The 24109-nt window shown below is 41.6% G+C and carries 17 protein-coding genes and 1 pseudogene; 17 read left to right on the forward strand and 1 reads right to left on the reverse strand.

What is annotated here, in order from left to right:
* Nucleotides 1–106 precede the first annotated feature (106 nt).
* The 8 genes from RCH61_RS01585 to RCH61_RS01620 all read left to right on the forward strand — a co-directional run bounded on the left by RCH61_RS01585 (nt 107) and on the right by RCH61_RS01620 (nt 14542).
* Nucleotides 107–1618 carry a 4Fe-4S dicluster domain-containing protein gene (locus RCH61_RS01585; RefSeq protein WP_306479704.1) on the forward strand — a complete coding sequence of 504 codons (1512 nt, stop codon included), beginning with the start codon at nt 107–109 and terminating at the stop codon, nt 1616–1618.
* Between the two features lie 174 nt (nt 1619–1792).
* The gene (gene alaS, locus RCH61_RS01590; RefSeq protein WP_306479677.1) at nt 1793–4435 is read left to right on the forward strand and encodes an alanine--tRNA ligase; all 2643 of its coding nucleotides are present in this window, start codon (nt 1793–1795) and stop codon (nt 4433–4435) included.
* 177 nt (nt 4436–4612) lie between these two features.
* Nucleotides 4613–4789 carry a 30S ribosomal protein S21 gene (gene rpsU / locus RCH61_RS01595; RefSeq protein WP_004054229.1) on the forward strand — a complete coding sequence of 59 codons (177 nt, stop codon included), beginning with the start codon at nt 4613–4615 and terminating at the stop codon, nt 4787–4789.
* A gap of 269 nt (nt 4790–5058) precedes the next feature.
* A complete protein-coding gene (gene gdhA / locus RCH61_RS01600; protein ID WP_306479678.1) occupies nt 5059–6393 on the forward strand; it encodes an NADP-specific glutamate dehydrogenase in 1335 nt (444 codons plus the stop codon).
* Nucleotides 6394–6709: 316 nt separating this feature from the next.
* The gene (locus tag RCH61_RS01605) at nt 6710–9331 is read left to right on the forward strand and encodes a cation-translocating P-type ATPase (protein WP_306479679.1); all 2622 of its coding nucleotides are present in this window, start codon (nt 6710–6712) and stop codon (nt 9329–9331) included.
* Nucleotides 9332–9378: 47 nt separating this feature from the next.
* On the forward strand, nt 9379–11229 hold the full coding sequence (ftsH, locus tag RCH61_RS01610; RefSeq protein WP_306479680.1) for an ATP-dependent zinc metalloprotease FtsH: 1851 nt from the start codon (nt 9379–9381) through the stop codon (nt 11227–11229).
* Nucleotides 11230–11383: 154 nt separating this feature from the next.
* Nucleotides 11384–13819 carry a cation-translocating P-type ATPase gene (locus RCH61_RS01615; RefSeq protein ID WP_306479681.1) on the forward strand — a complete coding sequence of 812 codons (2436 nt, stop codon included), beginning with the start codon at nt 11384–11386 and terminating at the stop codon, nt 13817–13819.
* Nucleotides 13820–13909: 90 nt separating this feature from the next.
* Nucleotides 13910–14542 (forward strand): flavodoxin family protein, encoded by a 633-nt coding sequence (locus RCH61_RS01620; RefSeq protein ID WP_306479682.1) that lies wholly within the window; start codon nt 13910–13912, stop codon nt 14540–14542.
* A 56-nt stretch (nt 14543–14598) separates the two neighbouring features.
* Here the strand turns inward: RCH61_RS01620 and RCH61_RS01625 are convergent.
* A pseudogene (locus RCH61_RS01625) lies at nt 14599–14769 on the reverse strand (IS3 family transposase); the annotation flags it as partial.
* Between the two features lies 1 nt (nt 14770).
* On the opposite strand from RCH61_RS01625, the gene RCH61_RS01630 reads away from it, so the two are divergent.
* From RCH61_RS01630 to RCH61_RS01670, 9 genes are all read left to right on the forward strand, one after another.
* Nucleotides 14771–14977 (forward strand): hypothetical protein, encoded by a 207-nt coding sequence (locus RCH61_RS01630; RefSeq protein WP_306479683.1) that lies wholly within the window; start codon nt 14771–14773, stop codon nt 14975–14977.
* A gap of 101 nt (nt 14978–15078) precedes the next feature.
* A complete protein-coding gene (locus tag RCH61_RS01635) occupies nt 15079–16299 on the forward strand; it encodes a nucleotidyltransferase domain-containing protein (RefSeq protein ID WP_306479684.1) in 1221 nt (406 codons plus the stop codon).
* Between the two features lie 122 nt (nt 16300–16421).
* Entirely contained in the window at nt 16422–17096 is a 675-nt protein-coding gene (locus tag RCH61_RS01640; RefSeq protein WP_306479685.1) for a response regulator transcription factor, read from the forward strand.
* A complete protein-coding gene (locus RCH61_RS01645; protein WP_306479686.1) occupies nt 17093–18316 on the forward strand; it encodes a sensor histidine kinase in 1224 nt (407 codons plus the stop codon). Before RCH61_RS01640 ends, RCH61_RS01645 begins: the two co-directional genes overlap by 4 nt.
* Nucleotides 18317–18530: 214 nt before the next feature.
* Complete coding sequence (locus RCH61_RS01650; protein ID WP_306479687.1) at nt 18531–19268, forward strand: polyphosphate polymerase domain-containing protein; 738 nt, start codon at nt 18531–18533, stop codon at nt 19266–19268.
* Between the two features lie 2 nt (nt 19269–19270).
* Nucleotides 19271–19966: a DUF4956 domain-containing protein gene (locus tag RCH61_RS01655; RefSeq protein WP_306479688.1), complete on the forward strand. Its 696-nt coding sequence runs from the start codon at nt 19271–19273 to the stop codon at nt 19964–19966.
* Nucleotides 19967–19977: 11 nt separating this feature from the next.
* Nucleotides 19978–22011 carry a carbohydrate-binding domain-containing protein gene (locus RCH61_RS01660; RefSeq protein WP_306479689.1) on the forward strand — a complete coding sequence of 678 codons (2034 nt, stop codon included), beginning with the start codon at nt 19978–19980 and terminating at the stop codon, nt 22009–22011.
* Nucleotides 22012–22068: 57 nt separating this feature from the next.
* Nucleotides 22069–23694, forward strand: coding sequence for an aryl-sulfate sulfotransferase (locus RCH61_RS01665; RefSeq protein WP_306479690.1), 1626 nt, complete (start codon nt 22069–22071; stop codon nt 23692–23694).
* Between the two features lie 173 nt (nt 23695–23867).
* On the forward strand, nt 23868–24068 hold the full coding sequence (locus RCH61_RS01670) for a hypothetical protein (protein WP_306479691.1): 201 nt from the start codon (nt 23868–23870) through the stop codon (nt 24066–24068).
* The last annotated feature ends 41 nt before the right edge of the window (nt 24069–24109 follow it).

Genomic DNA, 24109 nt, shown 5'->3' on the forward strand with positions numbered 1-24109 from the left:
AATTCCGTTGTTGACAACAATTTCGCAAACAGATATATTTAAAGAAGCAGGACGGATAAAATCCGTCGGTTCGATTTAATATAACAGGAGGTAAGAGTAAATGCAGATGATGAGAGGATTACATACTCCGGTGCGGGCGATCCGAAGAAGAGTATTTAAGGAAGTGGCGGAACTTGGATTTAAAGCGGATGCCGATACGCTTCTTGCGGATATGGAGGCGATTCCGTACGCAATCGTAAATGAAGACGCAGAGAAATACAGAGAGAGCGTTTATCGCGCCAGAGCGATTGTTAGAGAACGCCTTCGTTTGGCAATGGGACTTTCTCTTCGTCCCGAGAACAAACCGGTTCATCTGACAGCAGGGGTAGAGGCAAGCAATATTTCAGAGAAGTATTATGAACCGCCGCTGATGCAGGTTGTACCGTCGGCATGTGAAAGCTGCGAGGAAAACAAATATGAAGTGAGCAATATTTGTAAGGGATGTCTGGCACATCCGTGTCAGGAAGTCTGTCCAAGAGACGCGATCTCTATGGTCAACGGACGTTCTTATATCGATCAGGATAAGTGTATTAAGTGCGGAAAATGTAAGTCTGTCTGTCCATATGACGCCATTGCAAAAAAAGAGCGTCCATGTCAGAAGGCATGCGGTGTGAATGCGATCAAATCCGACAAAGTAGGAAGAGCGTATATTGATCCTGAAAAATGTGTTTCCTGCGGTATGTGTATGGTAAGTTGTCCGTTCGGAGCGATTTCAGATAAGTCTCAGATCTTCCAGCTTGCAAGGGCATTGTCGGAAGGAGAGAATATTATTGCGGAGATTGCGCCGGCGTTTGTAGGGCAGTTCGGTGACAATATTACACCGAGAAATATCAAGGCGGCTCTCCGGGAACTGGGATTTTCGGAAGTGTATGAGGTTGCGCTTGGGGCAGATATCGGAGCAGTTGCCGAGGCCCATCATTATGTGGAAAAAGTTGTGACCGGTGAACTTCCATTTCTTTTGACGTCGTGCTGTCCTTCCTGGGCTGTGATGGCGAAGAAATTTTTCCCGGATCTGATTGATCAGATTTCACAGGAGCTTACTCCGATGGTAGCGACGGCGAGGACAATCAAGCAGAAACATCCTGATGCAAAAGTAGTTTTTATCGGACCGTGCGCCGCGAAGAAATTGGAAGCATCAAGAAGAAGTGTGAGAAGCGACGTGGATTTTGTTATTACTTTTGAGGAGCTTCAGGCAATGTTTGATGCAAAAGAGATCGATCTTACAGAATATGAAGCAGAATCTTCTTTCCACGATGCAACCGGAGCCGGAAGAGGATACGGATGTGCAGGCGGAGTTGCGGAAGCAATCGAAAAATGTATCAACGAATATTATCCTGATGTACAGGTGAATATTGAACATGCAGAAGGACTGGCTGAGTGTAAGAAGATACTGACGCTTGCAAAGGCAGGAAAGATGAACGGCTGTCTGATCGAGGGAATGGGCTGTCCGGGAGGATGTATTGCAGGAGCAGGAACGAATATTCCGCTTCCGAAGGCAAAGAAAAATCTTGCAGCCTTCGTGAAGAATTCAAGTAAATCAATCCCTGCAAAAGAACTGGAAGAGATCGAACTTGACTAGAGACAGAAGAAAAGCAGGATGGAGTAAATTATAATTTCTTAAAAAAGGAAAATTACGGTCAATAAAAGAAAGAAGATTGCAAAGCGGGCGTTTTTTTGGCGTCCGCTTTACAAATATATCCCTCTATGATATATTATAAAACAGGCTTTTGGAGCGAAAGAGGAGGAAAATGCAATGAAGGCATATGGAGTAAATGAACTTAGAAAAATGTTTTTAGAGTTCTTTGAGAGTAAAGGACATCTTGCAATGAAAAGTTTTTCATTGGTGCCGCACAATGATAAGAGCCTTCTGCTTATCAATTCAGGAATGGCGCCGTTAAAACCATATTTTACAGGACAGGAGATTCCGCCGAGGACACGGGTGACGACATGTCAGAAATGTATCCGTACGGGTGATATCGAGAACGTTGGAAAGACGGCGCGTCACGGTACGTTTTTTGAGATGCTTGGAAACTTCTCATTTGGAGATTATTTTAAAGAGGAAGCGATCCAGTGGACGTGGGAGTTCCTGACAGAGGTAGTTGGTCTTGATCCGGACAGATTATATCCGTCTGTGTATGAAGATGATGCAGAGGCGTTTGAAATATGGAATAAAAAGATGGGTATTCCGGCAGAGCGTATCTTTAAATTTGGAAAAGAAGATAATTTTTGGGAGCATGGTTCCGGTCCGTGCGGCCCTTGTTCCGAAGTTTATTATGACAGAGGAGAAAAGTACGGCTGCGGAAGTCCTGACTGTACGGTAGGCTGTGAGTGTGACCGTTATATGGAAATCTGGAACAATGTATTTACCCAGTTTGATAATGATGGAAATGGCAATTACAGTGAGCTGGAGCAGAAGAATATCGATACTGGAATGGGACTGGAGCGTCTGGCATCTGTCGTACAGGATGTGGATTCTATTTTTGATGTCGATACGATCAAAGCGCTTCGCGATCATGTGTGCCGTCTTGCTCAGAAAGAATATGGTCAGGAATATAATAATGACGTATCGATCCGTGTGATCACAGACCATGTCCGTTCTGTAACATTTATGATCTCAGACGGAATTATGCCGTCGAATGAAGGCAGAGGGTATGTGCTTCGCCGCCTTTTGAGAAGAGCCTGTCGTCATGGAAGACTCCTCGGTATTCATAAAGGATTCCTTCCGGAACTTGCAGAAACTGTGATCGCAGGATCAAAAGACGGTTATCCGGAACTGGAAGAGAAAAAAGAGTTTATTTTGAACGTGATTTCGAAAGAGGAAGAGCAGTTCAATAAGACGATCGATCAGGGACTTGGAATTTTGGCAGATATGATCGCTGATATGGAGAAAAGGGAAGAGAAGACATTAAACGGCGAAGATGCATTTCGGTTGTATGACACATATGGATTTCCACTTGATCTGACAAAAGAAATTTTGGAAGAAAAGGGACTTTGTGTGGATGAAGATGGATTTAAAGCTTCTATGGAAGTTCAGAGAAAGAAAGCCCGTGATGCCCGTGAAGTGACGAATTACATGGGAGCTGACGTAACAGTATATGAATCGATCGATCCGAATGTAACAAGTGAATTTGTAGGATATGACCATCTTACATGGGAGTCTGATGTGACTGTACTTACGACAGAAACAGAGATTGCAGACGCATTATCTGAAGGAGAACATGGCACGATCTTTGTCAAAGAGACACCGTTCTATGCAACAAGCGGAGGTCAGGAAGCCGATACGGGATATATCCGCACATCAGAAGGCGAGTTTAAAGTTGAAGATACGGTCAAACTGCTTGGAGGAAAGATCGGTCATGTTGGCGTTATGACGAAAGGCATGATCAAAGTCGGTGATAAAGTAACTTTGGAAGTGGATGCAAAAAAACGTGCCCTCTCGGCACGGAATCACAGCGCAACTCATCTTCTTCAAAAAGCACTTCGTACAGTGCTCGGAACTCATGTAGAACAGGCAGGATCAAGCGTAAATGAAGACAGGCTTCGTTTTGACTTTACCCATTTTTCGGCAATGACAGAGGATGAGATCGCACAGGTAGAGAAACTTGTCAACGAAAGCATTGCGAAAGCATATGATGTAGACATTAAAAACATGCCGATTGAAGAGGCGAAGAAAACAGGGGCTCAGGCGCTGTTCGGAGAAAAATACGGAGATATAGTGCGCGTTGTAAATATGGGGAATTACTCCATAGAATTTTGCGGCGGAACTCATGTAAAAAACACGTCAGAGATCATGGCATTAAAAATTATTTCAGAGACAGGCGTAGCGGCAGGTGTCCGCAGAATAGAAGCGCTGACATCAGACGGTTTGATGAAGTACTATGCGCAGACAGAAGAAAAACTGAAAAATGCGGCGGCACTTTTGAAAGCAACAGCAGATAATCTGTCGGACAAGATTCAGCACATGCTTGCAGAAAATAAAATGCTGCATAGCGAAGTTGAAAGTCTGAAAAGTAAGATCGCACAAAGTGCGGCAGGAGACGTACTGAATCAGGTGAAGGAAGTAAAAGGCACGAAACTTTTGGCGTCAGAGATTGAAGGCGTTGACATGAACGGACTTAGAGATCTTGGCGATCAGTTAAAAGAAAAATTAGGAGACGGTGTCGTTGTTCTTGCGTCAGGAAGTGACGGAAAAGTAAGTCTGATGGCTACTGCAACAGACGGAGCAATGAAGAAAGGCGCTCATGCAGGAAATCTTGTGAAAGCGATTGCGGGATGTGTCGGAGGAGGAGGAGGCGGTCGTCCGAATATGGCACAGGCAGGAGGAAAGAATCCGTCGGGAATTCAGGATGCATTGAAAAAGGCGGAAGAAGTTCTCGCAGAACAGATTAAAGAGTAGTTTTATTTTGAAGAAAATATACAAAAATATATTTTTTATAAGCTTTTATGAAGTTTTTGCGCGGAAATAGTTGACGAGAGAAAAAAATATGTTATAATCTTTGTTAGTGCAATAAAAATACCCGAACAGTCGTATTATGCACAATACAAGGCTGGAGGGGAGGTTAGGTGTGAGACTATGTCAAATGTAATCGTTAAAGAAAACGAGACGTTAGATAGCGCTTTACGCAGATTCAAAAGAAACTGTGCGAAAGCTGGTATTCAGCAGGAGATCCGCAAAAGGGAGCACTATGAAAAACCAAGCGTAAGACGTAAGAAAAAATCTGAAGCTGCTAGAAAACGTAAATATAATTAATAAGTGCACTTAAACAGGATGCCTTTTGGCATCCTGTTTTTCGTAATGGAAAAAGGAGCATATCGGAAGAGAAACGAAAAAGAAATACATTTAAGGGAAAATGAATAAATTGAGATTGACTTCTTTCAAAAAACCTCGTGTATGGTAAAAAAAGCGTAAAAAATTGAAATTTTTCGTTGACAATCTTTCATTTTCCTTTTAAAATGTACGGGTAAAGGAAATGTCCGACAGAGGACATATTCTTAAATTTATTCAGGAGGTAATTTAAGATGTCATACGTTGATGAGGTAATTGATTTAGTTGTAAAGAAAAACCCGGCAGAACCGGAATTCCATCAGGCAGTAAAAGAGGTTCTTGAGTCTCTGCGCGTTGTGATTGAGGCAAACGAGGAGAAGTTCCGTAAAGAAGCGCTTCTTGAAAGACTTGTTGAGCCTGAGAGACAGTTTAAATTCCGTGTTCCGTGGGTAGATGATAACGGACAGGTGCAGGTCAACACAGGATACCGCGTACAGTTCAACAGTGCGATCGGACCATATAAAGGCGGTCTTCGTCTTCATCCTTCAGTAAATCTTGGTATCATCAAATTTCTCGGATTTGAGCAGATCTTTAAAAACTCCCTTACAGGACTTCCAATCGGAGGCGGTAAAGGCGGTTCGGATTTTGATCCGAAGGGAAAATCAGACAGAGAAGTTATGGCATTTTGTCAGAGCTTTATGACAGAGCTTTGTAAATATATCGGTGCAGATACAGACGTTCCGGCAGGAGACATCGGAACTGGAGCAAGAGAGATCGGATACATGTTCGGTCAGTATAAGAGAATCCGTGGCGTTTATGAAGGTGTTCTTACAGGAAAAGGCTTAAGCTACGGCGGATCTCTTGCAAGAAAAGAAGCGACAGGATACGGACTTCTGTACCTGACACAGGAAATGCTTAAGATCAATGGAAAAGAACTGGCAGGAAAGACAGTTGCAGTTTCAGGTTCAGGTAATGTTGCAATCTATGCAACAGAAAAAGCGCAGGAACTTGGTGCAAAAGTTGTGACAGTCAGTGACTCTACAGGCTGGGTATATGATCCGGAAGGAATTGATCTTAACGCTTTGAAAGAAATTAAAGAAGTAAATCGTGCAAGATTGACAGAATATAAGAAATATCGTCCGAATTCTGAATATCATGAAGGAAGAGGCGTATGGTCTGTGAAAGTGGATATTGCACTTCCTTGTGCAACACAGAACGAGCTTCATCTTGAAGATGCAAAAATGCTTGTTGCAAACGGATGTATGGCAGTTGCAGAAGGCGCAAATATGCCGACTACAATGGAAGCTACAGAATATCTGCAGGAGAACGGCGTACTCTTTGCACCTGGAAAAGCAGCAAATGCAGGCGGTGTTGCAACATCTGCTCTCGAGATGTCTCAGAACAGCGAGCGTTTGAGCTGGACATTTGAGGAAGTAGATACAAAACTTCAGTCAATCATGGTTAATATTTGTCATAATATGGCGGATGCAGCTGAAAGATACGGATTTAAAGGCAACTATGTAGTGGGAGCCAATATTGCCGGATTTGAAAAAGTTGCAGATGCAATGACAGCGCAGGGCGTATGCTGATTTAGAAGCAATGTTTGTTGCTTTAACAGTTTATGAAAAAAATGTTAATTTTTGAAAAGGCGTTGACACATACTTCCATTTCCTATATTATTACTATTTAATAAAAGGGAGTAACTGGCGCTTGTGAAAGCGTTTGCGATGTCGTCAGTACGATGCATAAGCATCCGTATCGTGATTAAACAGTGAGACTTTTATTGCATTACATTATCGGTGTGCAATAGGAGTCTCTTTTTTATTCTATAGGAAATGATTTTCTTATACGATAGAAAAGCTCCGCATAGGATGCGCACTCATATAATCTCAAGGAGGAAAACAGATGAAAACATTTTATCAAATGTCCGGTGAGGACACGATGAAGCAGTTGAATGGATCTGCGGAACCGCTGACTGAATCACAAGTCAAAGAGCATCAGGAAAAATATGGACGAAACGAACTGGTAGAAGGGAAGAAAAAAACGGTATTCCAAATTTTTCTTGAACAGTATAAAGACTTTCTCGTTATAATTTTGATCATTGCTGCGATTGCATCAGGATTTATGGGTGACGTGGAAAGTACGGCAGTTATTTTGATCGTAATTACAATGAATGCGATTCTCGGAACAGTTCAGACAGTAAAAGCAGAGCAGTCTCTTGCCAGTTTGAAGAAACTTTCGGGTCCGGAAGCAAAAGTTTTGAGAAACGGAAATGTGATTCCGATTCCGTCTTCCGAAGTGACAGTCGGAGATATCGTGATGTTGGACGCAGGAGATTATATTCCTGCCGACGGCCGCCTTCTTGAAAGCGCCAGCCTGAAAGTAGACGAGAGCGCTTTGACCGGAGAAAGTCTTGGAGTGGAAAAAACAGTAGAGATTATAAAGGAAGAGGAAGTTCCGCTTGGTGACAGATTGAATATGGTTTATTCAGGAAGTTTTGTCACATACGGACGAGGTTCTTTTGTTGTAACCGGAATCGGAATGGAAACAGAAGTCGGAAAAATTGCAAGTCTGTTAAAAACAACTTCTGAGAAGAAAACGCCGCTGCAGATCAATTTGGATCAGTTCGGTCAGAAACTTTCTATCTTAATCCTTGTGTTCTGCGGTATCCTGTTTGGAATTAATATTCTTCGAGGAGATGAGATCGGAGATGCCTTTCTGTTTGCAGTAGCTCTTGCAGTGGCGGCAATTCCGGAGGCTCTTAGTTCAATCGTTACGATCGTACTTTCTTTCGGTACGCAGAAAATGGCAAAAGAACATGCGATCATGCGTAAACTCCAGGCAGTGGAAGGACTTGGAAGTGTATCGATTATCTGTTCTGATAAGACAGGAACGCTGACACAGAACAAAATGACAGTTGAAGATTACTATGTTGATGGTCTTTGCATCAAAGCAGAGAATATTGATTTAAACGATCCGTCACAGAGCAGATTGCTGATTGGAAGTATGCTCTGTAATGATTCGAAAAATACAGACGGTGTAGAGATTGGAGATCCGACAGAGACGGCTCTGATCAATTTGGGAAGTAAACTTGGACTTGATCCGGAAGTGGTAAGGACAAAATACCCGCGTGAGAGTGAAAATCCTTTTGACAGCGATCGCAAACTGATGTCAACAAAGCATACGATTGACGGTGTTCCGCTCATGATCGTCAAAGGTGCTGTAGATGTATTGCTGAACCGTATGGATCAGATACAGATCGGTTCGGGAGTACGTCCGATAACGGAGCAGGATAAAAGAAACATTGAAGAACAAAATCAGGCATTTTCAAGACAGGGATTGCGTGTCCTTGCATTTGCATATAAAATAGTATCAGATGAATTAGAATTAACGTTAGAAGATGAAAACAATCTTACATTTATGGGATTGATCGCGATGATGGATCCGCCGCGTGAAGAGTCTAAGGCTGCCGTAGCTGAATGTAAGAAAGCGGGCATTCGTCCGATTATGATCACGGGAGATCATAAAGTGACGGCTGCGGCGATTGCAAAGAGAATCGGTATTTTGGAAGACGAATCTGAGGCTTGTGAAGGCGCTGAGATCGATAAGCTTTCAGATGAAGAACTGAAAGATTTCGTAGAAGGAATTTCAGTATATGCTCGTGTTTCACCGGAACATAAGATCCGCATTGTCCGCGCATGGCAGGAGAAAGGCAATATCGTATCTATGACAGGAGACGGGGTGAACGATGCTCCGGCATTGAAACAGGCGGATATCGGTGTTGCAATGGGAATTACAGGAAGCGAAGTTTCCAAAGATGCTGCGGCAATGGTACTGACAGACGATAACTTTGCAACGATTGTAAAAGCAGTAGAAAACGGAAGAAATATTTATCGGAATATTAAAAACTCGATTCAGTTTCTTCTTTCAGGCAACTTCGGCGCGATTCTTGCAGTACTGTATGCTTCGATCGCAGGTCTTCCGGTTCCGTTTGCACCGGTACATCTGTTGTTTATCAACTTGTTGACAGACAGCCTTCCGGCAATCGCTCTCGGACTCGAACCTCATTCAAAAGAAGTGATGGAAGAAAAACCCCGCCCGATGAACGAGTCGATTCTAACAAAGAGTTTTATGCTTAAGATCGGAACGGAAGGGTTGTCTATCGGAATTACAACGATGATTGCATTTTTGATCGGATATAAAGGCGGTAATGCGCTGCTTGGAAGTACAATGGCGTTCGCAACACTTTGCTCAGCAAGACTGTTCCACGGATTTAACTGTAAGTCAGACAGACCGGTTGTATTTTCAAGGAAACTGTTCAACAATATTTACTTGATCGGAGCCTTTCTTTTAGGACTTGCGTTAGTGACAATGGTTGTTATGATTCCGGGACTTCACAGTATTTTCAAGGTGCAGACTTTGAATTTGACGCAGCTTTTGATCGTGTATGGTCTTGCGGCAGTGAATATTCCGATCATTCAGATTTTAAAAGCAATCCGTCTGGCGCTTAAGAAGAAAGAAAAATAAATTTTATTTTCAAAAAGAAGCAGAGGGATACAGACAGGAGGATTATTATGAAACAAGTACAAAAACCAAGAAAGCCGCTGATTGTGTATTATCTGATTGCGCTGGCAGTGCTGATTCTTTTTAACTCCTTTGTATTCCCTGCCATTGTAGGCGGTAATGTAAAGGAAGTTGATTATGGTACATTTCTTACAATGGTAGAAAACAAAGAAGTATCAAAGGTACAGCTTGAAGGAGAAAGCATTTATTTCACAGATAAGAGCGAAGATTCCCAACAGTATGAAACGACAAAATTCGATGATCCGGATCTGGTAAACAGATTGGAAAAGGCAGGATGTAAATTCGGAAGAGTTGCAGACCGGCAGATGAGTCCATTTTTGAGTATGCTTTTGTCGATTGTAATTCCTATGATTCTTTTTATACTGCTCGGTCAGTTTTTGTCCCGTCAGCTTATGAAAAAGATGGGAGGAGCAGCAGGCGGAAATCAGTTTATGCAGTTCGGGAAGAGCAATGCGAAAGTATATGTGCAGTCGACAACCGGAATTACATTCAACGATGTAGCAGGCGAAGATGAGGCAAAAGAACTTTTGACAGAGATCGTTGACTTCCTTCATAATCCGCAGAAATATCAGGAGATCGGCGCTGTATGTCCGAAAGGGGCGCTTCTTGTAGGACCTCCGGGAACAGGAAAAACTCTCCTTGCAAAGGCGGTTGCAGGAGAAGCAGGCGTTCCGTTTTTCTCTATTTCAGGATCGGAATTTGTGGAGATGTTTGTCGGTATGGGAGCATCGAAAGTGCGTGATCTGTTCAAACAGGCAAATGAAAAAGCGCCTTGTATTGTATTTATCGATGAGATCGATACGATCGGAAAGAAACGAGACAGTCACGGAATGGCGGGAAATGATGAACGAGAGCAGACACTCAATCAGCTTCTTACAGAAATGGATGGATTCGATGCGTCCAAAGGCGTTGTCATACTTGCGGCGACAAACCGTCCGGACACGTTAGATCCGGCTCTCCTGCGTCCCGGACGTTTTGATCGGAGAATTCCGGTAGAACTTCCTGACCTTAAGGGACGAGAAGAAATCCTGAAAGTACATGCCAGAAAGATCAAGCTTGGCGACAATGTTGACTTTAACGCTATTGCGAGAGCAGCATCAGGCGCATCGGGCGCAGAACTGGCAAATATGGTAAACGAAGCGGCGCTTCGTGCAGTTCGTGAAAACAGAAAATTTGTCGTTCAATCGGATCTTGAAGAAAGTATTGAGGTCGTGATCGCAGGATATCAGAAGAAAAACCGTGTTCTTTCCACAAAAGAAAAACTGATCGTTGCATATCATGAAATCGGGCATGCTCTTGTAGCGGCGCTGCAGACTCATTCCGCTCCGGTTACAAAGATTACCATTATCCCAAGAACTTCCGGTGCGCTTGGTTATACGATGCAGGTGGAAGAAGAGGAACGAAATCTGATGACGCAGGAAGAACTCACGAATAAGATCGCTACATTGACGGGCGGAAGATGTGCGGAAGAGCTTGTATTCGGATCAGTGACAACAGGCGCGTCAAACGATATCGAACAGGCAACGAAACTTGCGCGGGCGATGATCACCAGATACGGAATGAGTGAACGATTCGGTATGGTTGCTCTGGAAACACAGTCAAATCCATATCTTGGAGGCGACAGCAGTTTGAGCTGTTCACCGGAGACAGCGACAGCTATTGACGATATGGTTGTAGATGTGGTAAAACAGTCTTATGAGAAGGCGCGAAAACTGCTGAATGATCATCAGGGAAAACTACATGAACTTGCAAAGTACCTGTATGAGAAAGAAACGATCACCGGAGATGAGTTCATGAGGATATTATCCCAGAAAGAACTCGGATCAGAGGAAGAGTCATAAAAATAAAAAAAACTGCAGGCGATAGCGTCGCTGTACAGAAAGCTCCATTTATGGTCTGTACATCGGCGCTACCCTTGTACATGGCACAGGACAGGGCGCAGAGGAAACAGCGGAAAATGGCGGCACGAAAGAAGAGACAGAGGTGAAAAGCTGTATGGCAAGAAGAAAACAAGTGCACAGTGAGGAAAAAAAGGAACGGAAGATTCCGACAACACGATATAATCCCGATTATAAAAAGGGACTGACGAGTCAGCAGGTTCAAGAACATCGGCTGCACGGGTGGACGAACAAAGCGGTAGAACCACCTTCAAAGACAACGAAGGAAATTATTCATGAAAATGTATTTACTTATTTTAACTTGATCTTTGTCGTGCTTGCCGTATTGCTTTGTCTTGTAGGATCGTTCAGAGATCTGACCTTTCTTCCTGTAATTATTGCAAATACGCTGATTGGAATTGTTCAGGAAATAAGGGCAAAACAGGTGCTTGATAAACTGACGATGTTGAATGCGCCCCGTGCTTCGGTTGTTCGTGATGGAAAAAGAACTATGATCAACGCAGAGGAACTTGTCATCGACGATATTGTGGTTTTTAAAGCCGGAGATCAGGTATGTGCCGATGCGGAAGTTTCGGCAGGAGAAGTTCAGGTAAATGAATCGTTGCTGACCGGTGAATCTGATGAGATCACGAAACGCAAAGGTGACAAATTGATGTCCGGAAGTTTTATTGTATCAGGACAGTGTCATGCGCGGCTGGATAAAGTCGGGGAGGATTCCTATATATCGAAACTGACCTTACAGGCAAAGGCCATGCAGTCCAAAGAACAGTCGGAAATGATCCGTTCTCTTGATAAACTTGTCAAATGTGTCGGTGTGGCGATCATTCCAATCGGAATTGTTCTTTTTTCACAGGCGTTTTTTATTCAACACGACGGATTTCGGGAAAGTGTGACGTCTATGATCGCGGCGGTGATCGGAATGATACCGGAAGGTTTGTACCTGCTTGCAAGTGTTGCGCTTGCCGTAAGTTCTATTAGATTAGCGCAGAAAAAAGTACTTTTGCATGACATGAAATGTATTGAAACGCTCGCTCGTGTAGATGTGTTGTGTGTTGACAAGACAGGAACGATTACAGAGAATACAATGAAAGTTCAAAAATTAGTCCAGACTGACGAATACGATGAGGAAGAAAATGGAGATTTATCTTTGCTTGTCGGAGATTTTGCGGCGGCTATGACAAAAGATAATATTACGATGGCAGCGTTGAAAGAGTATTTTACAAAAGCATCGGGGAAGAATGTTTTGTCAAAAACCGGATTTTCCTCTGCTACAAAATACAGCAGTGTTACATTTGAAGACGGTGCTTATGTGCTTGGAGCGCCGGAATTTGTTTTGAAAGAAAAATATGATGACTATGCGGAAGAGATTACAGAATATGCGTCTACAGGAGCGAGGGTTCTTGCATTTGGAATTTACGATGAAGAGATCGACGGAAAAGCTCTGACTCACGGTATTATTCCATTTGGCTTTGTTTTACTGGCAAACCCGATCCGGGAAGCTGCAAAAGAGACTTTTGAATATTTTGCAGAACAGGGCGTGGAAGTAAAAGTCATTTCCGGAGATAATCCTGTTACTGTTTCGAATGTCGCAAAGCAGGCAGGAATTAAGCATGCAGACCGCTATGTGGACGCGTCAGAATTTGAAGATGAGCAGTCAATGCGAAAAGCACTTCTCAATAATACGGTTTTTGGACGGGTTACGCCAAATCAGAAGCGGAAGTTTGTCCGTATTTTGAAAGAAGCGGGACATACGGTCGCAATGACCGGAGACGGAGTAAATGATGTGCTTGCGCTCAAAGATGCAGACTGCAGCATTGCCATGGCATCAGGAAGCGACGCAGCGGCGCAGGCGTCTCAGCTTGTATTGCTGGAATCAGATTTTTCTTGTATGCCGCAGGTTGTGCTGGAAGGAAGAAGGGTTGTCAATAATATTCAGAGATCGGCAAGTTTATTCCTTGTGAAAAATATCTTTTCATTTTTGTTGAGTGTTGCTTCGGTTGTATTTATGTTTACTTATCCTTTGGAACCGTCACAAGTTTCTTTGATCAGTATGTTTACGATCGGTGTTCCTGCATTTTTCCTTGCACTTGAACCGAATAAAAATATGATCAAAGGGCGTTTTCTTACAAATGTCTTGTTGAAAGCTCTTCCGGCGGCTCTGACGGATGCTCTTGCAGTTGCAGCTCTTGTGATATTTGGAAGGACGTTTGGCGTAAATTCGACTGACATATCGACAGCGGCAACGATGCTTTTGGCAATCGTAGGATTTATGATCCTGTATAAGATCAGTGCTCCGATGAATAAAATACGGTTCGGAATTGTCGGAGGATGTATTGCAGGATTATTGTTCTGCAGCATTTTCCTGAAAGACCTGTTTGCTATTACAAGTATGACAAAAGAATGTATTATGCTTTTTGTAGTATTTGCGATTGCGACTGAACCGGTGCTTCGCTATTTAACGACACTTGTGGAGAAAGTAAAGTTTTATTATTTAAAACTTCGGGGAAAAGATCTTTCTTCGGATGAAGTGTGATAAGAGGAATGAATTCGATAAAAGCAGAATAGAAATATATGAAATAAAAATCGGCGGAAAAAAGAAAAAAGGAAAAAGGAGAAAAGAAAAATGGCAGATCAATTAAAGGTTTTGATTTTAAATGGAAGTCCGAGGACAGAAGGCAATACGACGATGGCAATCCATGAAATGGAACATATTTTTGAAGAGAATGGCGTAGAATACGAGACAATCCAAATCGGGAAAATGGATATTCGAGGGTGTGCAGCGTGTGGAACATGCTATAAAAACGGAAAATGTATGTTTGACGACATTGTAAATGAACTGGCGCCTAAATTCGAAGCGGCAGACGGAATGGTGATTGCAAGTCCGGTTTTTTATGCTTCTGCCAATGCGACACTTATTGCCTGTCTTGACCGACTGTTTTATAGTACAAAATTTGATAAGTCAATGAAGGTCGGCGCAAGTGTTGTATGTGCAAGGCGGGGAGGATGTTCCGCTACATTTGACGAGTTAAATAAATATTTTACGATTTCAGATATGCCGATCGCGTCAGGTCAGTATTGGAACTGCATCCATGGAAGAAAAGTCGGAGAAGCGGCTTTGGATGAAGAAGGTAAGCAGACAATGCGCGGAGTAGCAAGAAATATGGTCTTTCTTATGAAAAGTATCGCGCTCGGGAAAGAGGCATTCGGTCTGCCTGAAAAAGAGAAAAAAGTGTATACGAGTTTTATTAATCCGTAATCGGAAACATAGTTATTTGAAAAATAAGTTTTATGAAAGAAAAAGCTGCAGTTTAATTATGCAGCTAATGAGGATTGAATCCGGTATTGTACCGGACTCAGTCCTTTTAGTTTGCGCTTAATTCTCTTGTTATTATAATAATCTATATAGTTCTCAATCTCATCTATCAAATGTTCTACAGAATCAAAATTATGTGTACAGAACATTTCTGTTTTTAATGGAGCAAAAGTGGCATTTGCAGTTTCAAAAGAATTAAATGGTGAAAAAGCTATGAAGGAGACAGAGGAATTAGAAACTATCTTTACTTCTATATTAAACAGTGATATTATGCAGGATGAAATATTGAATCATTTAGAAACCGACAAAAACGGCAGTTTTAACATCAAAATGAATCAGAATGACGAACTTGTTCCCCGTGATTGCAGAAGCGGCTGAAAAAGGGATGGCTAGGGTTATAGCTTAAGAAATAGGAACAGGCACAACGGGAAACAAGAAGAAAAACGGGGACAGAAGAAAAAGAAAGAGGAGAAAAAAGAATGAAAAGAGAAGAGCAGCTGCTTACCGACCTTCTAACTTCTTTTATTCATAACAGAAAACTGAGTGAGAAGACAAAAAATACACTTCAAGAGATGGGAAGAGATTCTTGGGATCGACTTTTTTATCTTGCACAGATCCATACAGTAAGCGGGATTTGTTACGTTGTGTTAAAGCAGACAGAGGGATGCTCTGAAGAACGATTAAAAGTGTTTCAGAGTCAGTATCGCTTGGCGGTTACTTGTGATATTCAAAGAGAAAACGAGATGAAAGTTCTTGACGAGACGTTGGAACAGGCAGGGATACAGCATATCTTTTTTAAAGGGTGGGAACTCCGAAAGTATTATCCGATACCTGCCCTTCGAATGATGTCAGATGTTGATTTTTTAATTCATAAGGAGGATGCAAAAAGAGCGGATGCGGCTTTAAAAAAGGCCGGTTTTCACTGTACAAGTGAATCTGCAGATGTATATGTTTATGAAAAATACAGCCTTATATTAGAAATGCATCTTTGTCTTGGAAGGACTTTGGGAGATGGGAAGAATCGGGAATATGACACATGGTTTCAAGCAGCTTTTGAGGAAAGCGAATTCTTGCAGGAAAATACAGAAGGATATTTTAAACCAGAATATCATATGACACTATTAGTCTATCATATTGCGAAACATTTAAGTTCCAGCGGCGCGGGAGTTCGAATGTTTATGGATGTAGCGGTTTATTATAAAAGGATGCAGGGAAAAATCTGTGAGAAACGCCTGTGGGATATGTTAGACAGATTGCGGTTGACTGAAATAGCAAAACTTATTTTCTGGCTGTGCAGATCATGGTTTGATGTAGAGATTGAAGGGGCGCAGCAGCCGACACCGGAATTATATGACTGGTTTGCGGAATATGTATTTACAGGAGGAATTTACGGACATCAGAAACGAACGCTTGCCGATATATATACGCGCAAGGGAGTTCAGGGCAACAGAAAGGAAAGTGATTTCCATAAGAAGCTCAGAGCGTACAGAAGATACTTTTTCCCGACTGTTCATGATATGGAGGGAGCTTTTCCGATTCTGAAAAAATATCCGCTGCTTCTTCCAGCAGCATGGATCATCCGCGCAGGCAGAGGCGCTGTTTGCCGGGGAAGACAATCCGCCCGTGTGATCAGTCAGATCGGGACTCATATGGAGCAGGCAGAGAATGAGTATGAAATGCTGAAAAAGCTTGGATTATAGAATAGCATAAGAAAAAGATACAGTAACTCCCGATTATTTAAGTTGACTTAAGTTAGCAGGATTAGAATAGCAGAGACAGACAGCAAATTGATTCAAAGCGCATATGTGTAAGGAGGAAAACGATGAGGTTATTGTTGGCAGAAGATGAGAAAGCGTTATCGAAAGCTCTTACAACCATTTTGGAGCGCAGCAAATATTCTGTAGATGCCGTGTATGACGGTCAAAGTGCATTAGATTATTTAAAAATGGATAATTATGACGGAGTTATTTTGGATATTATGATGCCCAAAGTGGATGGATTGACTGTCTTGAAAAAGATACGGGAGCAGGGGAATCTGATTCCGGTCTTACTGTTGACTGCAAAATCAGAAGTTGATGATAAAGTGGAAGGCTTGGATGCAGGGGCAAATGACTATTTGGCAAAACCGTTTCATTCAAAGGAATTGTTGGCGAGAATTCGTGCAATGACAAGAACGCAGGCTGCACAGGCAGACTCGAAATTACATGTAGGAAATGTCACCCTGGACAGAGCAGCGTTTGAATTATCGACTCCTAAAGGGAGTTTTCGACTGGCAAATAAAGAGTTTCAAATGCTGGAACTTCTCATGAATAATCCCCATCAATTAATTTCTTCGGAACGTTTCCTTGAAAAAATATGGGGATATGACAGTGAAGCGGAAATTAACGTAGTGTGGGTATATATTTCTTATTTAAGGAAAAAACTTGCCGCCCTTCATGCAGATATACAGATTAAAGCGACTAGAAATGCCGGGTATTCTTTGGAGGAAATTACATGATTAGAAAGCTTCGCATAAAGCTGGTGACAGCGTCTATGGTTTCTTTGCTTTTCGTATTGCTGGTGATTGAGAGTATTGTGATCGGATTAAATTATGGCAAAATCATAAAAGATTCCGATCACATTCTTGATATATTAGCTGAGAATGCAGGAGATTTTCCACAGAAACCGCCGGATGATAAGAAGAAAGAAAAATCAATCTTTTCACCGGAACTGCCATATGAAACAAGATATTTTTCTGTTTTAATGAATAAAGAAGGAAACATTATTTTTACTGATACCGGGAAGATCGCGTCGATCCATGCCGTGGATGCGGCAGGGTATGCACAGAGAGCTTTAGAAAAACAGTATGAGAGAGGGTTTGCCGATCACTATAGGTATTTGATTTCGGATTCCGGGTCGGAAATAAGGATTATCTTTTTGGACTGCAGGAGACAGTTAGATCTGTTCCACAATCTTTTCATGACAGGATTTGGCGTTACAGCAGTAGGATTATTGGCTGTTTTTGTACTGATGGTTTATCTGTCTGCCCGTATCGTAAAGCCTTTTTCTGATAATTATGAAAAACAGAAACGTTTTATTACAGATGCCGGTCATGAATTAAAGACCCCGCTTACGATTATTGATGCAGATACAGAAATTTTGGAAATGGATTTCGGAGAAAATGAGTGGCTGAAAGATATTCGGAGTCAGACAAACAGGCTTGCGGATCTAACGAATTCTCTTGTGGTGCTGTCCAGAATGGAAGAAGGCGGGAAGAGTGAACTGACTGTGGAATTCCCACTGTCAGATTTGGTGGAAGAGGTGGTCGGAGAATTTCAGGCTCCGGCAAAAATTCAGAAGGTGACACTTACATGCTCTGTTGAACCTATGATTTCTATGAATGGAGATGAAAAGGCAATCAGAGAACTTTTAATGCTTTTGCTGGATAATGCTGTGAAATATACAAACCAGAACGGAAGGATTTCCGTTACATTAAAGAGACAGAATAAGCGAATCTATTTCTCGGTATTTAATACGACAGAATCGATATCTAAAGAACAAATTCCTTATCTGTTTGATCGATTTTATCGCACAGATAATTCAAGAAATTCCCAAACAGGAGGATATGGACTTGGACTTTCTATTGCAGCAGCCATTGCGGAGAATCATAAGGGAAAGATTACGGCTGAGACAAAAGATGAGAAATCATTGAAGATCATGGTAGTTTTTAATAATTAAAAAGAATAACGAATAATTTTCTTTCTGTAGGTTGGTGATATATACATGACCGTTTACCGATTTTTCGGTAGACGGTTTTTTTGTGCAGTGGCGACCGCTTACAATCCTGGAATGTGCCTTTTGGCACTTCCGGTGATTATGTTTATTTTAAGTTAAATTAAGGTAAGCGTTTTATAGTGATATGCGTGAAATACAGAATTAATGGAGGAATATTATGGCATATCAAATGACGTTTAAACGTTATGAACTGAAATATCTTCTTACACGGCAGCAAAAAGAGCAGATTCTTCAGGAGATGAGTTCTTACATGAAGCTGGACGACTATGGAAGAACGACAATTAGAAATATTTATTTTGATACAGATAATTTCCGGCTGATTCGTCATTCGCTGGAAAAGCCTGTATATAAAGAAAAACTTCGCATCAGAAGTTACCGGCCGGTTTGTACAAGAGATCCGGTTTATGTAGAAATCAAGAAAAAATACAAATCGGTAGTTTACAAAAGAAGGCTTCAGCTTCCCGAGGAAGAAGTGATGGAAAGTTTTGAAAATGGAACGCCTCTGCCGATCCGTTCTCAGATCGGAAAAGAAATTCAATATTTTAGAGATTATTATGAGGGACTGCATCCGTCTGTATTTCTGTCCTATGAACGAGAAGCGTACTATGCGTTAGACGGAAGCGATTTCCGGGTAACTTTCGATGAAAATATTCTTTATCGAAGGCAAGAGTTCTCTTTAGGAAGCAGCATTTACGGTATTCCGCTATTGAGTGAGGATCAGACATTGATGGAGATAAAAACTTCCGGAGGAATTCCGCTGTGGATGAGTCGGGTACTTACCGAAAATCATCTTTATAAAACATCATTTTCAAAATATGGTTCTGCTTATCAGCGTATGCTGACAGAACCGAAGCAGACAGAAGCATCAGATAAAGTGAAAACAGGGAGGATATAGAAATGGCTGATACTTTTTTTAAGGGGATTTTTGATACGGATATGACGAGTGTAATCACAGTTTCCGATTTTCTGCTATGTGTGGGATGTGCGCTTGTCATTGGAGTAGTTTTGGCAGGAACTTATATGTGTGGGACGAAATATACAAAGAGTTTTGTGGCAACTTTGGCGCTTCTTCCGGCAGTTGTCTGTGTTGTGATCATGATGGTAAATGGAAATGTAGGAACCGGAGTGGCAGTAGCCGGTGCGTTCAGTTTAGTGCGTTTTCGTTCTGTACCAGGTTCTGCAAAAGAAATCGGAGCAATCTTTCTTGCCATGTGCTCGGGACTAGTAGCAGGGATGGGATACCTGGCATATGCATTTTTGTCAGCGGTAATTCTTGGAGGAATGATGCTTCTGTATAACAGAACAGATTTCGGAACAAGAAAACATTCGGCGCGCTATAAAACATTACATATTACAATACCGGAAGATTTGGACTACAGTGGTGTGTTTGACAAAATTTTAAAAAAATATGCATCTGATTATGAGGTTGTTCAAATTAAAACAACTAATATGGGAAGTTTGTTTAAGCTTACTTATAACCTGACGTTGAAAGATGTAGGAAAGGAAAAAGAGTTTATTGACGCACTTCGATGCCGGAACGGAAATTTGGAAATTACAATTTGCAGACAGGAAACGATTATCGGTGAGTTATAGGAGGTTACAATTTGAAACAGAAAGAAGTTTTACTTTTTATCATTACAGGAGCGTTGCTGTTGTCAGGATGTAGTGCACAGATAAAGTCAGACAAAAATGATCAGGAAAATACACAGTCTGCCTCTTTGACAGACAGCGGCATAGTTGAAATTGATACGTCAGATATGTTTTCAAAAAGAGATCAGGAAGTCGAATATGAAGAAGAGGAGTGCGCGGTAATCCAACTTTCAGATGACGGATCTTCCTGCGGATCAGATGCTGTGAAAATTTCAGAAAACACAGTTACAATTACAGATGAAGGAACGTATTTGCTGACAGGGACACTGACAGACGGAATGATTATTGTAGAGGCGGAAGATACAGATAAAGTCAGAGTAGTGTTAAAAAATGCAGAAGTGAGCAATTCGCAATCGGCGGCGTTATATGTGCGTTCTGCAGATAAAGTGTTCGTTACGACAGCAGAGGGAACAGAAAATTATTTGAAAAACGGAGGAACTTATACGGCGATCGATGAAAACAATATAGACGCAGCCGTTTTCTCAAAATCAGATCTTACATTGAACGGAACGGGAAAACTCACGGTTACAGCTGATGCAGGGCATGGAATCGTGTCAAAGGATGATCTTGTCTTTACAGGGGGGATTTATGAAATCACAAGTGCAAGTCATGGAATTTGCGGAAAAGACAGTATTCGTATTGCCGATGGATCTTATAAGATAACCTCGGGAAAGGACGGAATTCATGCAGAAAATGCAGATGATGCGAGTTTAGGATTTGTGTATTTAAAAGACGGTACTTTTGAGATTACGTCCTCGCAGGATGGAATCAGTGCAGGCTTGTGGCTGCAGGCAGAAGATGGAACATATAATATTGTCTCAGGGGAAGGCGGAAAGAATGCGCAAACCCAAACGAGCACAGAGCAGATGCCGATGGACAGACAGCCGGATAAAATGGTATCAGAAGACGGAACGGCAGAAGACAGAACAGCAGAAGGCAGGGCAGCAGAAGATACAACAACAGAAGATACAATCAGCGTGAAAGGAATGAAAGCGGCTACGCAGCTTGTGCTTAACGGAGGAAGTTACACGTTAGATTGTGAAGATGATGCGCTGCATACGAACGGAAATTTCCTGCTCAGCGGAGGAACATACACATTATATTCCAAAGATGACGGGATTCATGGAGATTCTAAGGTTGCTATTTCCGGCGGAACGGTAGATGTTAAGCAAAGTTATGAAGGAATAGAAGGATTAAGTATTGACATTTCCGGCGGAGAAATTTCGGTGCAGGCAACTGATGATGGAATGAATGCCGCCGGAGGAAATGACAGCAGTGGATTTGAAGGACCGGGACCAGGAGGAGATCAGTTTGATTCTACAGAAGGAGCTTATATAAATATCGCAGGCGGAACATTGCATATTAATGCTTATGGAGACGGTATAGATTCGAATGGTGATGTGACGATATCAGGTGGTGAAACCTATGTATCAGGACCGGAGAACAGTGGAAACGGAACATTGGATTACAGCGGAACTGCAGTTGTTACAGGAGGAGTTTTCGCGGCATCAGGCTCGTCAGGAATGGCACAAAATTTCAGTGAGTCTTCTGTTCAGGGAACAATGATGGTAATGGTCGATGCACAACAAGCAGATACAAATATTTCGCTTATAAACAGCAGCGGAAATGAGATCCTGTCATGGACTGCGGACAAACAATATTCTTCTGTAATTATAAGTTCTCCCCAAATCAAAGAAGGAGAAACTTATACACTGAAAGCCGGAGAAGCAGAACAAACGGTTTCGATGGAAAGCCTTCTTTATGGAAGCAGTTCACAAATGGGCGGTGATCCGGCAGGAAAAGGTGGTATGCAGGGCGGAAGAATGCAAGGCGGTGAAATGCAAGGCGGTGAAATGCAAGGCAGTGGAATGCAAGGCGGTGAAATGAAAGGAGGAAAAATGCAGAACGGCGAGACACAGGAGGGACAAGAAAATCCGAGGGATGAAACGCCGTCTGACAGCGCTGTCCCGGGTGAACAAAGTCTCTAGTATAAAAGGGATGGATTATCCTGATACTTGAAGGCGAGAACGATAGGAGAAAATAAGATGAAGATTAAAAAGAATTGGACGATAATGGGAATCATTCTTTTTGCGGCAACGATACTTTGCAGTATTACTTTTTATCGTATTGCCGCGCATACAGAAAGTTTGTCTGAGAGTGAAAAGAAGAGACAGGAAACAGCAAAGGCATTGGTCCAGTCTGTTTATACAGAAGCATATCAAAATCATGTGGAAGAAAATTTGGAACAAAAGAAAAGTACCGGAAATTATACAGAAGAAACGATGCTGATTGAGGAAAATCCATATGGAACAAATACCTTGTCTTTATATGTGTATTTTAATACAGAAGAGAAAGTATCTGTATCTTATAAGGTAGAAGTTTCTGATCCGGATATTCCGGATTTTGAAAAAACACCTGCCGGGGAATCAGATTACGGTACAGAACATGAATTTCAAGTATTGGGGCTGATCCCGGAAGAAATAAATACGATTGTCTTTACTTTGAGAGGGGAAGACGGTAATGAAAGAACTTATTCTTATGTTCATGAAATGGGCAGCCTTTTGGGAGACGAAGAAATACAGTTAGAAAATACAAAAGCGAAAGAAGAGGGGGATTACATAAGCGATGGACTGTATGTGATTCTTGGAAATGACAGCGATGAAATGGATTTTATGTATTATTATGATAACTTCGGAATATTAAGAGGTGAAATTCCACTGCTTGGATACCGCAGTCACAGACTTTTATTTCAGGATGGTCTGATGTATTATAGTATCTCCGATAACAAAATGGCGGCAGTAAATGCATTGGGAAAGGTGGAGAAGATTTATGATACAGGAAATTATTCTCTTCATCATGATTATGTCCTTGATGATGATGGAAACCTGCTCGTTCTGGCGACAGATACAACTTCGGACAGTATAGAAGATCAGGTGATCAAGATCAATGCCGCAACCGGAGAAATTACAAATGTTCTGGACCTTGGAGATTTATTTCCAGATTATAAAAAAATGTGCGTGGAAAATGAAGACGGTGATTTAGACTGGATGCACATTAATACAATCCAATGGCTGGGAAATGGAGAGGTGCTGCTTAGTTCAAGAGAAACTTCTACCATACTTATGATTACCGATCTTTATTGTTCCCCGAAGATTAAATATATGATCGGAGAGAAAACTTTTTGGGAAGGAACAGGATACGAAAACCTGTTGTTGGAAAAAGATGAAAGTCTGGGAAGTTTTTCCGGAACAGGCGGTCAGCATTCTGTTACATATGTTCAAGATGAAACAACAAACGAAGGAGAATATTATCTTTACCTGTTTAACAATAATTTCGGGACAAGCGTTTCAAATCCATCCTATGACTGGACCAAAATAGAAGGAATAGAGACTTCAGTAACCGAAGGAGTATCTTCATACTTTTATAAATATAAAATAGACGAAAATCAAAGAAATTATTACCTTGTACATTCGTTCCAAGTGCCATATTCTGCATATGTAAGCAGCGTTCAGGAATATAAAGAGAATGTTATCGTGGATTCGGGGATGAAGGGAATTTTCGGAGAATACGATGAAAATGGAAGTTTGCTTCAAGAATTTCAAATGAAGATGGATAATAAATTCATTTATCGAGTGTATAAATATGATTTCATGGGTTTTTATTTTGCATAATAGGATAGAATGAGAAAATGATAATAAAGCGATATCCGGTGAGGCAATGCCTTGCCGGTTTGTTTTTTCATATGTTGAAACTTCCCTTCGTTGAAATTCGTAAGGGTATGTGATAGACTTAAACGAAAAGTTAAACTGGAGTTGAACAAAGGAGATATGTTTTATAGGGGGGCATGAGTGCCTACAAATTTTTGGATACAAGGATAGAGTTTGAAGTGCTGAAGGGGAATAAACAGATGAAAAAAGATGCGGAAGGTACTCTCTATATTTTAGGAAATGGACTTGATTGTTTTCATAGATTAGATACAAGTCCAGATACATTTCTCAAAATATTAAAAATGAAGACATATATAACGAAACAGCTTAGAGTATAATTATCATTGGCAAAAATAAAGGGAAGAGATCGAAACCTCTT

It is taken from the genome of Mediterraneibacter sp. (assembly GCF_030825015.1).
Lineage (GTDB): Bacteria > Bacillota > Clostridia > Lachnospirales > Lachnospiraceae > Mediterraneibacter.

Excerpts from the sequence above, each read along its gene's own strand:
- RCH61_RS01665 (WP_306479690.1), top strand. The coding sequence starts at position 22,069 with ATGAAGATTAAAAAGAATTGGACGATAATGGGAATCATTCTTTTTGCG.
- RCH61_RS01650 (WP_306479687.1), top strand. The coding sequence starts at position 18,531 with ATGGCATATCAAATGACGTTTAAACGTTATGAACTGAAATATCTTCTT.
- RCH61_RS01670 (WP_306479691.1), top strand. The coding sequence starts at position 23,868 with ATGAGTGCCTACAAATTTTTGGATACAAGGATAGAGTTTGAAGTGCTG.
- RCH61_RS01655 (WP_306479688.1), top strand. The coding sequence starts at position 19,271 with ATGGCTGATACTTTTTTTAAGGGGATTTTTGATACGGATATGACGAGT.
- RCH61_RS01615 (WP_306479681.1), top strand. The coding sequence starts at position 11,384 with ATGGCAAGAAGAAAACAAGTGCACAGTGAGGAAAAAAAGGAACGGAAG.
- rpsU (WP_004054229.1), top strand. The coding sequence starts at position 4,613 with ATGTCAAATGTAATCGTTAAAGAAAACGAGACGTTAGATAGCGCTTTA.
- RCH61_RS01620 (WP_306479682.1), top strand. The coding sequence starts at position 13,910 with ATGGCAGATCAATTAAAGGTTTTGATTTTAAATGGAAGTCCGAGGACA.
- RCH61_RS01635 (WP_306479684.1), top strand. The coding sequence starts at position 15,079 with ATGAAAAGAGAAGAGCAGCTGCTTACCGACCTTCTAACTTCTTTTATT.
- RCH61_RS01640 (WP_306479685.1), top strand. The coding sequence starts at position 16,422 with ATGAGGTTATTGTTGGCAGAAGATGAGAAAGCGTTATCGAAAGCTCTT.
- alaS (WP_306479677.1), top strand. The coding sequence starts at position 1,793 with ATGAAGGCATATGGAGTAAATGAACTTAGAAAAATGTTTTTAGAGTTC.
- ftsH (WP_306479680.1), top strand. The coding sequence starts at position 9,379 with ATGAAACAAGTACAAAAACCAAGAAAGCCGCTGATTGTGTATTATCTG.
- gdhA (WP_306479678.1), top strand. The coding sequence starts at position 5,059 with ATGTCATACGTTGATGAGGTAATTGATTTAGTTGTAAAGAAAAACCCG.
- RCH61_RS01645 (WP_306479686.1), top strand. The coding sequence starts at position 17,093 with ATGATTAGAAAGCTTCGCATAAAGCTGGTGACAGCGTCTATGGTTTCT.
- RCH61_RS01585 (WP_306479704.1), top strand. The coding sequence starts at position 107 with ATGATGAGAGGATTACATACTCCGGTGCGGGCGATCCGAAGAAGAGTA.
- RCH61_RS01605 (WP_306479679.1), top strand. The coding sequence starts at position 6,710 with ATGAAAACATTTTATCAAATGTCCGGTGAGGACACGATGAAGCAGTTG.